Here is a 15,017-nt window from a genome sequence, read left to right as displayed (position 1 = left end):
AAAAATTTGTAATTCTTCCACAATTATACTTTATAGGTATCAAAATTTGTCGACTTTTTTCTTGAATTTCACAAAAAAGAGCTCACCTATTTTTCAGATAAACTCCTTTCTGTAGCATTTATATTTTCATTCGCTATCCAAATTAAATAGACTCGTTCTTCCCTCTTGTTCTAACTAAAAAATACGCTGTGATCCACGAAGTAATCGGTATAATCAGGGCAATACCGATTCCGGCACAGAGTATGGTGATGATTTCCACACTAAATACTTTGGAATTTACGATTTCTCCGACTGAATATGATAATTCCTTTAACCATAAAAATAAAGCGATATAGCCACCAAAGAAGGCGAAGAATAGTGTATTCGTATTGGTGCCCAAGATGTCCCTGCCGATACTTAACCCAGAGTTGAATAAAGCTTTTCGGCTTATGGTTGGATTATGAAAAAATATTTCACGCATGGGAGAGGCAACGGCTATGGCTACATCCGTGATTGCTCCAATCGTGCTCATAATAATCATGGATGCTCCGATTTTCACAAAATCCACACCAAGATACATGGAGAACATGCTGATTTCCTCAATTTCTTCTTTACCAAATCCCTGGATCATGGATTTATCTGCCACTATGACGATAAATAATAGTAAAATAACAATCGTGATAATCGTCGACAGGAAAGCTGCTTTCGTTTTAAGGTTCACTTCATTAATGAAAAACAACGTAATACAACTAATCACTGCAGAGGCAATCAGAGTTAATATGATCGGATCTGCATTGGGATCTGTCATAAATAGTATAGTAAAAAAGAGAACACCAAAATTTAGTATTAAAGCGATAAAAGACCGTGCTCCTTTTCTTCCACCAACGAGTACCATTAATAGGAATAAAATAGCTGCCAGTACGAGTAATACATTCATAATCGTGCCCTCTTTCGATTAACGAAAAAAATAGATATGTATAGTCCTATCGGTATCGTTAGTACGATGCCGATTCCGCCGGCCAAGGCACGGGCCATTTCCAATGAAAGGTTGATAGAAAGTGTTATTCCAAAGGGAAAATCATTCATAAGATACAAAATAAGCATTGGAATAGACCCACTTATATAGGCAAAAAACAAAATATTTGTCATCGTCCCCATAATATCTTTCCCTATTTCCATGCCTGAAGCTTGAAGTGCTTTTACTGATATGTCGCGCTTTTCTTCATACAATCCAAAGATGGAAGAGGACATGGTAATGGCTACATCCATAACAGCTCCCAATGATCCTATCAATAATCCCGCCATAAACACCATCTGAGGAGGACTGGTCAGAAATTGCATTTCTTCATATCGAAGCCCTTTTTCCTTTGTCAACCACATTACCAGAAATGTAATCAAGAGCGAAAAAAAAGTTCCCAGTAACGTAGAAACAATCGCTGCAAATGTCTTTTCATTAAAACCGTTCACCAGTAATAAGGATATTACCGTAAACAATATGACACTTATCCCACATATAAATAACAAACTTACATTTGACGAATGCATAAAAATGTCCAATACAACTGATATCAATATTGCATTCACCGCTAAACTGACGATGGAAAAAAAGCCTTGCCTCTTTCCAACGATAAGTAAAACAAAGACAAAAATCCATGCCACAATCAAAACGTGGGTATCTCTTTTGACTCCTGCGATGGTTCCAGTTAATTGTGAACTTTTTGCTTTGTTTGCATCTATGGAAACAAACAGTTCATTTCCTACATGGTTTTCCTGGTCATAAGCCCCGGATAAAGAATACTTATTTGTTAAGTGGATGATTTCCCCTTTATGATCACCGTTTTTCACTTTAGCAATTATCCCCTGTGTTGTTAGAAGATCCTTATTATTAAAGGAATCAACCACTTCTTCTTTATCTTTCAGACTTGTTTCAATTACTTCTACTATCGGGTCGTCATAAAATGAATGATTGTGGTTAACAAATATAACCGAAGATATAAAACAAACCCCTAAAAAGGCATACAAGAAAATATGATTGCTCACCACTTTTTTGAATTTATTCACTTTTAATATAGTTCCTTCCACTCTTTAGTTATCAACAGTCGAGTTCCATTTCTCACTAAATACTATCTACATATTTTGCATTTTGAATACTCCTATTAATATATCAACATTTCTTCCCTATTGAAACTTTAAGGGTGAGTCAATCTTCACTGAAGAAATGCAAAAATAAAAAAGCAGTGGAGTTCATGATTGAAATCGCACTGCTTTTTACATGAAACGTTTTGTAACATTGATCATCATCTATTCCACCGGAAGTTTTCTCTTTACCTGCTTTAAAGTAGCAACTATCAGAAAACTAACAATCACTAACAAGAGCCAAGAACTTACCTTTCCTAGATGAACGAGACTCCATGCTTCGGTTTGGTTTGGATATTCCCATGCCCCGAAGAAAGTTGCAATATTTTCCGCGATCCAGATGAAAAATCCGATAAGAACAAATGAAAGTGCGATTGGCATACGATATCGAGTCCCACTTATCTCGTAGATGACCCATGATTTCCAAAAGACGATGATAACAAGTGCGGAAAGCCACCAACGAATGTCCACCCAAAAATGATGGAAGAAAAAATTCAAATATATCGCAGCAGCAAGAGGAACAACCGCAATAAACGGTGGCCACTTCACCAGGTCGACATTAAGCCTTCTCCACGCCTGGCAAAGATAACTCGCTACACTTGCATACATGAATCCGCTATACAAAGGCACACCGTATATTTTGGAATATCCTTCATCAGGATAGGACCAGGAACCCATATGTACCTTGAAAAGCTCAAGCGCAAGACCGATAAGGTGAAACAAGGTGATAACCTTCAGTTCATCCCGTGTTTCAAGTCCGGATCGGACCATCCACCACTGCATCAATAGGCAGATGATGAGCAGCCAGTCATAGCGAGGCAGCAGGGGCAGCGGAATGATTTGTGTAATAGCCAAAGAGGCAAAAATAACAACAGGAAACAAACAGGATAGTGCCTGTTCCCAACCGAAGCGGACGAGCTGTGTTATTCCTCTTAAGAACCATTGTTTTTCCTTTTTCAAAACAATCTGATGATCCATTTTTCATCCCACCCTCTCTGAGATTCCTATATTGTTCTTCTATAAGTCTTTACTTAAGGTCAATTACATAATAATACATTATTTATTGATTAACAATAAATAATTATTGATTTTTGCAAATAACATGTTATTTATCAACAAAAAGGCATTCCTCATAAAATAGGAATGCTTTTTTTTACATACAGACTTTTTTATCTGTAAGTAACGTAATCAATTATTATTTGTCCCGCAACCAAGAATCAATTAGTGATGGTGGCCACTGCCTTCGTGATCACTTTCCTCCTCGACGCTCTCTACACTTCCAAGAATTTCGTCTATTTCCTCCTGGGTGAAGTCACCTACAACCAATTGCTTGGTGGGCATCACATGCATGTCACGTGCCGTTACATGGGATTGAATCCGATAGATTCCCTTTTTTTCAAAAGAATGCTTCACTACGTATACCCCATCACCATTATGTTCTGCATCTATGAGATCACTGTTTTCTTTTCCTTGCTCCACATTCCAGATCTCGATCTGCACTTCCTTGGCATCCTCCACATTTTCGTCCCCCTGTGTAACATGGGTTCGAATGACGATTTCCTCCTCTATTTGTACGTCAGCAGGAAGTTCAGTTTCCACCTTTACCACTTTAAGAGTAGTTTTCTCTTCAGGTGCACTCGTACAACCGACCAATAAAAGAATCGGAATCAATACTGCTCCTAATTTTTTCATCTTTCTCACGCCTTTCTTATCCTAACCATGCTTTCAATCTTTTTATTTTGGTAAACACCAATTTATCCAAGAGGAGAACCGCAATAATGGATATCCCCACAAGCGGCATGACAAGTCCCAGTAGTAGCATGATAATGGTAACCGTTCTTTTAATTTTGATGTCCACATGTTTGCCTGGTGCACCACTTCCATTTACCGGCTTCCTTTTTCTCCACATGATAAGGGAACTGATCATCATCCCGATTAAGCCGATGCAAAGAATCAAACCAAGCAGTTGATTTGCCAACCCGAATAATTTTCCTTCATGAAGTGCAATACCTAGCGTGATCGCTTTTCCCATCAGCCCATAGTCCTCATATCGTACATCCGTCAATACCGCCCCACTATATTGGTCAACATGCAGAGTCGCATTATTAAATGGCTTGGTGTGGGAGGTGGAAATGGTGAATACGCCTTTTTCTCCCTGAGGCATGGAAATGTTATACGGCTTTTGCACTTCCCTATCTACTGCAATTGCCGAAACTTCATTTAAAGTCAAGGGAACATACTGATTACTGGCGGAAGCTGGTACCGGAATATTTTCCGCAGCCCATGGCACTTCCTCTGCTACCTCCTTTGTTACAGTCACCGATTCAGGCTTTTTACCAAAACTGAATGAAAATGCCGGATATCCTGTATTGGTAGACGTTGCCACTCTGTTGATCTGTTCTCCCATTACGCCGGACCATGGCAGGCCTGTCAGAATCAAAACCAAGAGTCCAAGAGATAGCCAGAATGCCGGGACTGCATGCATGTCCCGCCAGAAAACTCTTCCCTTGCTTCTTAATCTCGGGAGAACCGTCCCCCAGATGGAGGCACGGTTCCTTGGCCACCATATATATAAACCTGTGAGCAGCAGGATGAGGGCCTGCATGCAGCCAGCTCCACCAACCGATTGGCAATCGTCCCTCCTATCAGAAGCTCACTATGCAATTTCACAAAAATGGTCATCAGTTCTTCCTCAACCTGCATCTCTCCAAGGACCTTCCCTGTATATGGGTCTACAAAGACACTAATGGGCTCTCCATCTTGCATGGTTGAAAACTTCGTGCTTCTATTTTCCTCATCAAAGATGGACACTCTGGTTACAGCTAAGTTTGGAAATTCTTCACTTACCTTTTCCAGCTCTGCATTGACAGAAAGGCTTGTTTCCTTTGTCTCTTCCACAAAATAAAGATCCTTATATAAATAAGATTCTATTTGCGGCTTGAATAGATAGACCCCGCCGCTGAATGCCAAGATTATTAAAAAAGGAGCAAAAATGATGCCAGCATAGAAATGCCATCTCCATATGGTTTGGTAGATGCATGTCCTAGTCTGATTTTTGCCCTTTTGATGATTTGTTTTGTCTTCCATAAGCATACTCCTCCAACGGTTTTCTCTGTATGCTTATAGTTTGATTGTTAATTGTGAAGAAAGAATGAAGGATTTAAAAGATGAACAAAGGAATTTTCACCTTGACCACTGTCCCTTTTCCGAGCTGTGAATCAAGGATAATTTCCCCATTATGCTTGTGTACAATCTTTTGGACGATAGAAAGCCCGAGGCCTGTACCGCCACTTTTTCTTGTCCGGGCTTTTTCGACGCGGTAAAATCTTTCGAAGATATACGGCAAATCCTCTTTTGGGATGCCGATTCCTTCATCCTCTATTATCAAAACTCCTGAAGTATTTTCCTGGAGGACAGAAATTTTTATTTTTCCTTTTACAGGCGTATACTTTATGGCATTACTTAAGAGGTTATCTACCACTTGATCCAACCGCCCATAATCACCATTCACTATGACCTCTTCATCAAGATTGAACTCTGTTACGAGAATTTTTTCGTTCAGCTTCCACTCAAAACGGTTCCACACATCTTTCACTAGTTCGGAAAATATGATTGGCTCCTTGCTAATCAGATACGAATCTCCCTCAAGCTGGGCAAGATCCAACAGATCATGTACAAGCTGATTCATCCTGTCGGTTTCCTTTCGGGTAATTTCGACGTACTTTTCCAGTGTAATGATTCCTTCCCCCAGCGCCTCACCATACCCTTTCAGATAGCTGATCGGGGTTCTCAATTCATGAGATACATTCCCTAAGAATTCACGTCTGTTCCTGTCCACCTCTTCCAGATTGGATGACATCACATTAATAGATTTGCCAAGGCTTGCAATTTCATCCTCCCCACTAATGGCTATCCGGATGGAAAAATCCCCTTGGGCAATTTCTTTTGCAATTCTCTCCATCTGCTTGATTGGCTGCACGATTCTATTCGTCATTTTTCTTCCAATTAGAATTAAGAGCACAATGATCAGTAACATCCCGAAAAGAAGAAAGTTCCTAATTGGATGAAAGGCATCAGTGATTGCTGTTAGTGGCATGTACAGAAAGATGACGGCGTCCAATCCATCAGAAACTCTCAACGGAATGACGACTGCCCGTATCTCCTGATCCAATCCTGTATGATATTTCGTAAAAATCAGAGTTTCCCCTTTTAATAATTTCTGTCTTTCCGAAAAGGAAATAAGGTTCTCTTCTGCAAAAGAATCGAATGGCGCTCCACTGGCAAGCTGCATCGGGTCATTCGAAAAGATAATCGATGTTTCCGAGCTTTGTTCAATCCATTCCAAACGCTCCGAAAAAACATCCTGCGGGCTTTCATAATAGACCTCTTCCAGAAGACGGCCTTGATTTATAAGTGTATCGGTTTGTTTCTCGATATATAAGGTCTGATAGAGATAATTGGATACCACCACTACGAGCAGAATGGTCAGGACGGAAACAGAAATGATGGTCAACCAGATCCTATTGCGGATGGATAGCGGATTCATGCTTCATTCCTCTCAAATTTATAGCCGATACCCCATACTGTTTTGATATGGTCCCCTGCCTCCTTCAATTTGAACCTCAAGGTTTTCACATGTGTATCCACGGTTCGATAAGAGCCCTTTTCCGTATCCAATCCCCAAATCACATCATGGAGCTGTTCTCTGGAAAATACCTGTCCCTCATGCTCCATTAAAAATAGTAATAAATCATATTCCCTTCTAGCGAGGTTTACTCTTTCCCCGCTAACCTCCACTTGCCTTGCACTTTTTTGGACAGTGATGCCTGAATGGGAAAGCACATCAAAGAATGCTTGCTTGGTACGACGCAGCAAAGCTTCGACCCTGGCAAGAAGTTCTTTTGGGCTGAATGGCTTCATGACATAATCATCCGCTCCAAGTTTCAGACCCCTGACCTTGTCCCATTCTTCGCTTTTGGCGGTCAGCATCAGGATGGGAATCATATATTTCTCACGGATTTTTTTACAAGTTGTAAACCCGTCCATTTCAGGCATCATGACATCAAGAATAATCAAATCCACTTCATTCATATAAAGTGTATCGAGTGCTTCATCTCCATTCTCTGCATAGAGAACGTGATAAAACTCTTTACTCAGGTACATCCCAAGTAGTTCCCTCATTTCCGCTTCATCATCCACTACCAATACCCGTAAGGCGTTGTTCATTCCTCATCGCCTCCTTTGAATAGTAGAAAGGGACCATTAGAAATTTTATACCTGTTCATAATATTTACCTTATCCTGATTAACCATTAGTAGTTCGTCGCCATCCAGGCACGATATATACAGGCTTTGTTTGTCCGCAATCATATAGCTTGGATTGTCACAGACTTCTATTTTCTCTTCCACTTTATAGGTCTCCGCATTAATTTTTGTCAAGCTGTGATCCCCGTGACTAAGAACAAATAATGGAGAATCCGGAGAGTTTTGCAGGATATGAATAGGCATCAGTCCCGTATTCACAGACTTCATTTCCTTTCCTGTTTCCGGGTCATAGGCAAATACCTTTCCATTCATTTCTCCTGCTCCACCATGACCGCCTGTCCAAATGTAGGTGCCATCAAAGTGTAAGCCCTCAGGTCTTGCATTCACTGAAAAGGAACCCGTTACCTCATATGTGGCTGTATCCAAAACATACACTTCACCACTTCCTGAAGTAAGCACATATAACCTGTCACCATCCAGGAACATTTTAGAAGGGTATTCCCCAACCTCTATTTCCTTTACCGCCTTCTTCTCTTCCATATCTATCACACTAATCCTGTTCGACTTTCCATTTGCAGCATAAATTAGTCTGTTTTCCAGGTCATAAACCAACTCGATGACCCCTTGCTCAATGTCCACAAACGGCGTGATTTTACCATCTTTTATATTTATTTCAAACAGTTGCTCCTCTTCTTTAACAGACGCCAATAAATATCCAGGTTCTATTTCCACAATCGAAGAAAACCTGAAAGGCAAATTTGTTTTCTTCTGACTTCCATTCGTAATGTCCAAGGCGGTAATTGCATTCTCTTTTAAGTGAGTCACATAAATAGTTGACTCCGGGCTATCTATTTCAGGCAATTCGATATCAAACCTGGAGCATCCTGCCACTAACGCAACCAGCATAATCCCTACTAGTAAAAAAACATTTTTCATACTGTCACACTCCCAACCAGCATACTACCCATTATTTTACTCTAAAATTGTGAAAAATGTGTGAGGGAACAGAAAAGGTGATTCCTTTGAGTAGAATCACCTTTTTGGGAAATTATTAGTATCATATCTTATAACTCTAATTTGGAGGATAAAGAAAGTTAAGAGGATGTGATAAATTTATCAATTCATAAATATATACTATTTATTAGAGTTCATTATTTGATTATGTAGCTCCTTTAGTTGTCATTTTTTTCAGATAAGGTTCGATATAATTGCGGTTTGCCCTATTTAATCCCTCAGGCAAATCATTAATATTAAAATACTGCATATTCTTAGACTCCGTATAATCAATTTGAAGACTACCTTTAGCGCCAAATGTTAAATAGACGGCCGTTATGGAATACAACTCATCTCCGTTTGATAATTTTAAATAATACTCAGGTCCAGAACAAACAGTCAGCAGCTCCAATTCTCCAACTATGAGACCTGTTTCTTCTTCCACTTCTCTCCTTGCTGTATCTTCCAGGCTTTCACCTACCTCCATTAAACCACCGGGCAATGCCCAGCTTCCGTCTCTCCTTTGCTGCAATAGCAATTGATTATATTCATTTACAATTATTACGACTGAACCAGGTAGTAATAACGGCCTTTGCCCCACCAATTCTCTTAAATCCATCACGTAACTCATTTCCTATTCCTCCGTATTATTCTGAAATTTTTCGCGGTCATTAATCACGACAATGTCACCTATCAATTGGACAGTGCCATCCTCATGGACAATAAGCCCATCTCCGTCATTTCCAGCATAAACAGTTGTTCCAGCAGTTTTAGAGTATGAAAGAACTTCTCGCTTAAATTCGTCATTCCAGCGATTGTAGTGAGGTAAAAACTCAAAATCCACAAAGTTCAATGTATCCATTTCATCTTCAATAGAATCACCTATAAACAGTTGAAACAAATTCGCAGACTTTCCTAATTGTACAGCTCCTCCGCTCACACCAACAATGATTCCACCTTTGTCAAAGTAATTTCGTAAAACCTTATCCATCTTGCGTTTTTTAATTGCCTCTCTAAAATCAATTGGGTTTCCTGCCGAAAGATGAAGGATGTCACAACTGAGCAATTCTTTAATCTTCAATGGATCGAATTCACTGTAAAGGTCAAAAAACATAAAGTGCTGGATTCCGTACTCAAGATAATATTGTACCTTTGTATGGAAATACTTTTTTTCCTTGTCTTCCGTAGATGGTATGTAGCCTATCTTTATATTTTTTGGCTCCATACCAGCAAAAAGTAACTCATCCATTCTTACATTCCCTGGAGACTCCTTTACTTGGTCACTATAAAAGAACAGCTTCCCCATGTGATCACCTCTTTGCTAATCCATATTATATATATCCGACTTACATCTAGAAATAAATAACAAAAGGCATCAATCCTTCTGGATCAACGCCTCAGCTAACAAGACAGAACTTAACTTTCCCCTATCCACCCTCACGAAACGAAAATCAATACCTGGAAGTAAGTTGTTTGAATACATTGTAATTCTGTAACATTACTGGGGTTTAAGTTGTAAAATGAGGCCTCGAACCTCAAGGGTTACCCCGTAACCCCTACCATTGATGCAACTTTTACCTGCTGCAAGGTTTGGTATTCGCCTTTTCGTGTTCGCTACCAGCTTGCTTTTACTTTTCTATTAAATCAGTTTTCCAATTGAGCTCCTGTATCTTTACATCAAGCAGCCTGTACTTTTGTGATAATTCATCAACATGCTTTTGTGTATCCTTTACTTGGATGATTGTCACATACTTAATCTCAGACCTTGAATACCGGTCATGGCGCTCGGTCGCCTGCTCTATCAGCTCGCTGTAAATCTTCCTTTCCTGGCCAATTATGTCCCTCGTTGTCAATGCGTCAGATAAAGAATGTGACTGATCTATCTTGGTATGTAGATTGGTTCTATTTATATCTTGAATCAGCTTCTCCAACTTTACCAGGAGTTCCGTCAATTCCTCCACTAACATTTTTGGCTCCTCATTAGGTAGGTCGCCTTCCTGGACCCTTACATTTTGGATCAGACGATGCTTCAACTGCTCCACTCTTTTCTGGTAATCTGAACGCAATATTAGTGCCTCTGCTAATTTCATGGAAATCCCTCCTTTGTACCTCACCTAATCTATTTTCCGTAATACCTTACGCATAATTCTTCTATTTTACTTCAACATAACTTCAATAAAATGGGTAGTAATTCCTTCTTAAATAGCACCAGAATTGTAAAAAATTGTTGCTTAATCGAATTTCACGAATGATACTAAATCCCCTTTATCACATGAAGAAAATTCATTCCTTTCACAGAAAGCTCTTACATCCGCTAAATCATTGGTCAAAAGGACTTTTTGTCTGTCATCTGAATACTTTGATAGAAGCATTGAAAGAAGTTGAGATCCGACTCCACTGTTACAGTACGCTTTCATCACTAAAATTTTTCCGTCCCCAACCGCTCGGATCAGCCCTATCAAACTACCATTATCCCAAGCTGTAATTACTTTAAGAGAGCATAGTATTGCTTCCATCATCCTAAGTATCAATCGTGTAGGAGGTCCAATTTGCATCATCATACAAGGATTTTACTTCCTGAATTTCCAGGTATGCAGACTTTTTAAATTCGATTGTCATACTTACGCCACTTTCTATTTCGCTTTTTTAAAAATCTATTTGTATCCTAAAACTTTTCCTGTCATATTTTCTTTCGGTAAAATGCCCATAATGCCAGTCCTGAACCAATCATCACCGATTACATATACATGTCCCTTTGGAACCATAATCTCTTCTTCATTTATACTTTCGAGGAATTCTATTTGGTTTTTTACATTCTGTTCGATATATGGTTCCTCAAAGTCACCTTGTTTCAACTTGTTTTTCAACTCATTTAGGTCCATTCCTAACCGGTGTCCACGTCCATAGAAGGAATCGAGTCGTTTTCCGTTTATATAAATTTGCGCGTTGGAAATTTTGACTTTTTCCCCTTCCAAGGCAATGATTCGGGTAAAACCTTCATCTTTCTTATAAGAAACGATATCCCCTCTTTTTATTTGATTTTCTTCATAGTACCTATTCTCCACCACTATCTCCTTGTCAAAAAAGTCATGGTTTCCCCGGTCCATTTCATCGTTCTTAGCATAGATAATTCTCATATCTGAAGTGATGTTTGAAACCTGTTCCATTTCCAGTCCTGTCTGTTGGTCAGTAATCACATCCGTAGTTTGTTCTGAACATCCAGTTAATAAGATCAATATGGCTAAGACGGGAACTATGAATCGTATAATCAAATAAATCGCCTCCTTGGAATTATTTTACTACATAACAGGATAAATTTTACAGGTATTTATTACAATTTTCTGAACTTAAAAAATGTCCAATAGTTCATGGGAAAATAATGAAAAGATTCCATTGACAATGATTCTCATTAAGATTAATATTCTTATAGATAAGATTGAAAATGATTATCATTATTACTTATAAAAGGGGAGAATTTCTTTGAAAAAGCTATACATACCGTTCCTGCTATTATTTGTATTTGTTCTTAGTGCGTGTGGGAATAACGAGGCAGCAGACGCCAATCAAACGACTGAATCGGAAAAGGAAACCATTACATATCAATCGGAAACTGGCCCTGTGGAGGTTCCGAAAGATCCGAAAAGAATCATCGCCCTTTCCAACGGCCCAAATGTCCTCGCATTAGGCGGCAATGTGGTGGGAATTGATGAGTGGACGAATATGAACCCTCTATTTGAAGAGAAACTGGAGGGCGTGGAAGTCGTTTCGGATGAAAATCTGGAAAAGATTATCGAGCTCGAACCGGATCTGATCATTGTAGGATCCTGGATGAAAAATATTGATAAGTTAGGCGATATCGCACCAACTGTTGTTTATACATGGGGCAAATTGGATTACTTGACCCAGCAGGTGGAGATTGGAAAACTATTGAACAAGGAAAAAGAAGCAAAAGACTGGGTAGATGATTTCACTGTACGAGCAAAAGCATCTGGCGAAGAAATTCGTGCAAAAATTGGCGAAGACGCAACCGTATCTGTGATTGAAAATGGCAATAAAGAGTTTTATGTTTTTGGAAACAATTATGCACGCGGGTCAGAAATAATCTATCAGGCAATGGAACTGAAAATGCCAGAGAAAGTAGAGGAAATGGCACTTGAATCCGGGATCTACACCTTCTCTGCCGAAGTCCTTCCTGAATTTGCCGGTGACTATATCGTCCTAAGTAAAAACCCGGATAGCGATAGCTCCTTCTTGGATACCGATACGTGGAAGAATATACCTGCAGTAAAAAATGGCCAAGTTATCGAAATTAATAGCAAAGCATCCACTTACAGTGATCCGATCACTCTCGAGTACCTCTTAGAAATATTCGAAGAGTCGTTTCTTAAGAATTAGATAAAAAAATGGGACCTCTTAAATTTAAGAAGGTCCCTTTCAAATTTCGGTTTTTGACATTGATTCATAGTTATTCAGCCATCCATGCATATAGAATATCCGGCAAATTTTCTTCATTTTCATGTCCTCTCCCTACAATTTCAAAGCCATTCCTCTCGTAAAATTGTTGTGCTTTCCTATTTATTTCAAATGTAAATAATGTTAAACTTCCCGCAGATTGTTCTTTAGCTTTTTCAAGTAATCTTTTCCCAATTCCTAAACCTTGATAAGCGATATGAATATATAACTGGCTAACATGTGAGTCATTATAGGCAATTATCCCAGCCACTTTTTCGTCCACTAACGCTATATCAATGTTAAATTCTTTAGGTAAGATATGATTTAAAAAGTAAATATGACTCTCAAAACTATGAGGCTCTTCCACACCAATGGCCTTGTACTTACTATCTCGCCACATCTTTACTGTTTCTTCTGCATATTTAGGGGCAAAAGAAATGATAGACATTTTATCTTGGTTCAACTGACTGTCACCTTTCGTCTTCCTAAGTCTTTATAATACAATATGTAGTCTTTTGGACACACCCACTCCCATTTGTTACGAAAGAATATGTGCTTCATGTACAAAATTCTCACAAGCCCATTTACCTTCCCTCTTAAAGGAATCTATTACGTTTGTTCGGTCCGACGGCGGTTGATCTATCCACTCCAGCAAAGTACTAATAATAAGTTTTTTATCAGGGAAATGGTGGAGGAATATTTCTGCTTGCTCGTCAAGCCGTGTCGACCAAATCTGAGAACGCGCCATTACCATTGAATAGTATGTTCGAATCAGTTTCCTAGAGAAGCCTTGCGCAATTGTTTCAAACTCGACCACAGAAGAATTTGCTAACCGATTTATTGTCCGATTAAGAACTTCACAAATATCACCATTGAAGCTTATAGCTATTTCCGGTATAAGTTTATATGGACCGAATCGCCTACGCAAATCTTCGCCGTGCACACAAACACAGAGTTCTTTTCGTAGTAATTAGCCGGATCGAGTGCATAGTCGTAATAAGCGACAGCAATTCCTACTTCACGAAACATGGAGCGATATCTTTGAGACAATTCACTAGCAAGGTTCTTTAATTCAGAAGATTGATCGTGATTCAGATTACTATCAAACAATGCGAGAAGGTCCAAATCTGATTTGCCTGGCAAAGCATCACCTCTCGCTACACTACCGTACACATAAACACTGTGTAATTTTCGTGGAAACAACTTCTGAAGTCTCTCGATTGACTCATTTATACACTGCATATAATCATGTTTGATTTTGTCTAAACTAACGTCACTTATAATAAATCCGTTATCGTCAAGACCAGAACCTTCTCGTAGACTTTTCAATCCAATATCCCCCACCTCAAAAGTTGCATCTAATGATTTCACAAAAAACGGGCTTACCATACAATGATAAGCCCCCTTCATGTGAATGTTTTACTTAATTAATTCCCACTTAATAAATCCCTGATCTATGCCGGTTCTTGTCATCCCCAATTTTTCCAGTACTCGAATGGATGGGATGTTATCTTCCTGACACTCTGCTACAACCTTATTAACTTTGTTAGAAGCTTGGCTGAAAATGTGAATTATCAGGCATCAATTGATAAATTCAGTTTTTAATAAATATACAACGTCACATTCTTCTAGCTCGTTCATATGAGCTTCAACATCTTTGTAGAAATCCTTGGTAAGTGAAGTCATATCTCCTGTACTTGAATAACAAATACTAGCCAATACAACCTCTCCATTTACTTCTGTTATTTCATCGGGAAAGCTGCTCCATGTACTTGACATCTTTTCCAACTTATCTGAATCTGTATCAAAATTGCTTAACGAACTAAAAGTGTCATTACTGCTTATTCCAATATTAAAAGTATGATGCTTTTGACTTTCCTCTTTTTTGGAGGTAGTAAAAATAATGTAGCCTGTTTTTTCTACCATCGAGGTTAAATCACTTATTTTATCTTCTACCAGTTCGCCAAATTCATATTTTTCAATCCATACTCTTACTTCTTTTTTTTCATTTTCAATATTGAAATCGAATACAAAGGATTTATCTGAGGTAGTCGAGAGTATTGCGTTCTCTTTCTCTGATAGTTTCTCCACAGAAACGGTGTTGGATTTTGATACAGCTTCGTTACTACATGCACATAGAGTAAGTACCAGCATAGCTATTGAGATTAGTTGAATAAAACTCTTCATAATTTT

Annotated in this window: 16 protein-coding genes and 1 pseudogene; 1 reads left to right on the top strand and 16 read right to left on the bottom strand. The window is 38.8% G+C overall.

The window, feature by feature from the left end:
* Positions 1 to 142: 142 nt before the first annotated feature.
* From ACFVAD_RS22845 to lepB, 12 genes and pseudogenes are all read right to left on the bottom strand, one after another.
* Positions 143 to 916, bottom strand: coding sequence for a YibE/F family protein (locus ACFVAD_RS22845; RefSeq protein ID WP_386645813.1), 774 nt, complete (start codon positions 914 to 916; stop codon positions 143 to 145).
* Entirely contained in the window at positions 913 to 2,040 is a 1,128-nt protein-coding gene (locus ACFVAD_RS22840) for a YibE/F family protein (RefSeq protein ID WP_386645811.1), read from the bottom strand. The genes ACFVAD_RS22845 and ACFVAD_RS22840 overlap by 4 nt, the downstream gene beginning before the upstream one ends.
* 240 nt (positions 2,041 to 2,280) lie before the next feature.
* Positions 2,281 to 3,093, bottom strand: a complete 813-nt coding sequence (locus ACFVAD_RS22835; protein WP_386645808.1) for a DUF817 domain-containing protein — start codon at positions 3,091 to 3,093, stop codon at positions 2,281 to 2,283.
* A gap of 243 nt (positions 3,094 to 3,336) precedes the next feature.
* Entirely contained in the window at positions 3,337 to 3,807 is a 471-nt protein-coding gene (locus ACFVAD_RS22830) for a FixH family protein (protein ID WP_386645805.1), read from the bottom strand.
* Between the two features lie 16 nt (positions 3,808 to 3,823).
* Positions 3,824 to 5,202, bottom strand: a pseudogene (locus tag ACFVAD_RS22825) (PepSY-associated TM helix domain-containing protein).
* Positions 5,203 to 5,275: 73 nt separating this feature from the next.
* On the bottom strand, positions 5,276 to 6,661 hold the full coding sequence (locus ACFVAD_RS22820; protein ID WP_386645802.1) for a sensor histidine kinase: 1,386 nt from the start codon (positions 6,659 to 6,661) through the stop codon (positions 5,276 to 5,278).
* Positions 6,658 to 7,341 (bottom strand): response regulator transcription factor, encoded by a 684-nt coding sequence (locus ACFVAD_RS22815; RefSeq protein ID WP_386645799.1) that lies wholly within the window; start codon positions 7,339 to 7,341, stop codon positions 6,658 to 6,660. The genes ACFVAD_RS22820 and ACFVAD_RS22815 overlap by 4 nt, the downstream gene beginning before the upstream one ends.
* The gene (locus tag ACFVAD_RS22810) at positions 7,338 to 8,315 is read right to left on the bottom strand and encodes a YncE family protein (RefSeq protein ID WP_386645796.1); all 978 of its coding nucleotides are present in this window, start codon (positions 8,313 to 8,315) and stop codon (positions 7,338 to 7,340) included. Before ACFVAD_RS22810 ends, ACFVAD_RS22815 begins: the two co-directional genes overlap by 4 nt.
* A 223-nt stretch (positions 8,316 to 8,538) precedes the next feature.
* Complete coding sequence (locus ACFVAD_RS22805; RefSeq protein WP_386645793.1) at positions 8,539 to 9,003, bottom strand: NUDIX hydrolase; 465 nt, start codon at positions 9,001 to 9,003, stop codon at positions 8,539 to 8,541.
* Between the two features lie 3 nt (positions 9,004 to 9,006).
* Positions 9,007 to 9,678, bottom strand: coding sequence for a Type 1 glutamine amidotransferase-like domain-containing protein (locus tag ACFVAD_RS22800; RefSeq protein ID WP_386645791.1), 672 nt, complete (start codon positions 9,676 to 9,678; stop codon positions 9,007 to 9,009).
* A 322-nt stretch (positions 9,679 to 10,000) separates the two neighbouring features.
* Positions 10,001 to 10,462 (bottom strand): DIP1984 family protein, encoded by a 462-nt coding sequence (locus ACFVAD_RS22795; protein WP_386645788.1) that lies wholly within the window; start codon positions 10,460 to 10,462, stop codon positions 10,001 to 10,003.
* 564 nt (positions 10,463 to 11,026) lie between these two features.
* Positions 11,027 to 11,644, bottom strand: a complete 618-nt coding sequence (gene lepB / locus ACFVAD_RS22790) for a signal peptidase I (protein ID WP_386645785.1) — start codon at positions 11,642 to 11,644, stop codon at positions 11,027 to 11,029.
* A gap of 208 nt (positions 11,645 to 11,852) precedes the next feature.
* Here lepB and ACFVAD_RS22785 point away from each other — a divergent pair, with 208 nt between their 5' ends.
* A complete protein-coding gene (locus ACFVAD_RS22785; protein WP_386645782.1) occupies positions 11,853 to 12,767 on the top strand; it encodes an iron-hydroxamate ABC transporter substrate-binding protein in 915 nt (304 codons plus the stop codon).
* A 70-nt stretch (positions 12,768 to 12,837) separates the two neighbouring features.
* Here the strand turns inward: ACFVAD_RS22785 and ACFVAD_RS22780 are convergent, their stop codons facing one another.
* The 4 genes from ACFVAD_RS22780 to ACFVAD_RS22765 all read right to left on the bottom strand — a co-directional run bounded on the left by ACFVAD_RS22780 (position 12,838) and on the right by ACFVAD_RS22765 (position 15,011).
* Complete coding sequence (locus ACFVAD_RS22780) at positions 12,838 to 13,272, bottom strand: GNAT family N-acetyltransferase (RefSeq protein WP_386645878.1); 435 nt, start codon at positions 13,270 to 13,272, stop codon at positions 12,838 to 12,840.
* A 437-nt stretch (positions 13,273 to 13,709) separates the two neighbouring features.
* The gene (locus tag ACFVAD_RS22775) at positions 13,710 to 14,066 is read right to left on the bottom strand and encodes a nucleotidyltransferase family protein (RefSeq protein WP_386645875.1); all 357 of its coding nucleotides are present in this window, start codon (positions 14,064 to 14,066) and stop codon (positions 13,710 to 13,712) included.
* Positions 14,067 to 14,243: 177 nt separating this feature from the next.
* On the bottom strand, positions 14,244 to 14,390 hold the full coding sequence (locus ACFVAD_RS22770; protein WP_386645872.1) for a GNAT family N-acetyltransferase: 147 nt from the start codon (positions 14,388 to 14,390) through the stop codon (positions 14,244 to 14,246).
* A 15-nt stretch (positions 14,391 to 14,405) separates the two neighbouring features.
* Positions 14,406 to 15,011 carry a hypothetical protein gene (locus ACFVAD_RS22765; RefSeq protein WP_386645779.1) on the bottom strand — a complete coding sequence of 202 codons (606 nt, stop codon included), beginning with the start codon at positions 15,009 to 15,011 and terminating at the stop codon, positions 14,406 to 14,408.
* Positions 15,012 to 15,017 lie beyond the last annotated feature (6 nt).

Source organism: Sutcliffiella sp. NPDC057660 (assembly GCF_042800035.1).
Lineage (GTDB): Bacteria > Bacillota > Bacilli > Bacillales > Bacillaceae_I > Sutcliffiella_A.
The sequence above is the reverse complement of the archived record's forward strand: the minus strand, read 5'-3'. Positions and strand labels throughout refer to the sequence as shown.

What these genes read in the sequence shown, in the direction of transcription:
- ACFVAD_RS22845 (WP_386645813.1), bottom strand. Translation starts at nt 916, where the DNA reads ATGAATGTATTACTCGTACTGGCAGCTATTTTATTCCTATTAATGGTA.
- ACFVAD_RS22835 (WP_386645808.1), bottom strand. Translation starts at nt 3,093, where the DNA reads ATGGATCATCAGATTGTTTTGAAAAAGGAAAAACAATGGTTCTTAAGA.
- ACFVAD_RS22830 (WP_386645805.1), bottom strand. Translation starts at nt 3,807, where the DNA reads ATGAAAAAATTAGGAGCAGTATTGATTCCGATTCTTTTATTGGTCGGT.
- ACFVAD_RS22820 (WP_386645802.1), bottom strand. Translation starts at nt 6,661, where the DNA reads ATGAATCCGCTATCCATCCGCAATAGGATCTGGTTGACCATCATTTCT.
- ACFVAD_RS22815 (WP_386645799.1), bottom strand. Translation starts at nt 7,341, where the DNA reads ATGAACAACGCCTTACGGGTATTGGTAGTGGATGATGAAGCGGAAATG.
- ACFVAD_RS22810 (WP_386645796.1), bottom strand. Translation starts at nt 8,315, where the DNA reads ATGAAAAATGTTTTTTTACTAGTAGGGATTATGCTGGTTGCGTTAGTG.
- ACFVAD_RS22805 (WP_386645793.1), bottom strand. Translation starts at nt 9,003, where the DNA reads ATGAGTTACGTGATGGATTTAAGAGAATTGGTGGGGCAAAGGCCGTTA.
- ACFVAD_RS22800 (WP_386645791.1), bottom strand. Translation starts at nt 9,678, where the DNA reads ATGGGGAAGCTGTTCTTTTATAGTGACCAAGTAAAGGAGTCTCCAGGG.
- ACFVAD_RS22795 (WP_386645788.1), bottom strand. Translation starts at nt 10,462, where the DNA reads ATGAAATTAGCAGAGGCACTAATATTGCGTTCAGATTACCAGAAAAGA.
- ACFVAD_RS22780 (WP_386645878.1), bottom strand. Translation starts at nt 13,272, where the DNA reads ATGTCTATCATTTCTTTTGCCCCTAAATATGCAGAAGAAACAGTAAAG.
- ACFVAD_RS22775 (WP_386645875.1), bottom strand. Translation starts at nt 14,066, where the DNA reads ATGCAGTGTATAAATGAGTCAATCGAGAGACTTCAGAAGTTGTTTCCA.
- ACFVAD_RS22765 (WP_386645779.1), bottom strand. Translation starts at nt 15,011, where the DNA reads ATGAAGAGTTTTATTCAACTAATCTCAATAGCTATGCTGGTACTTACT.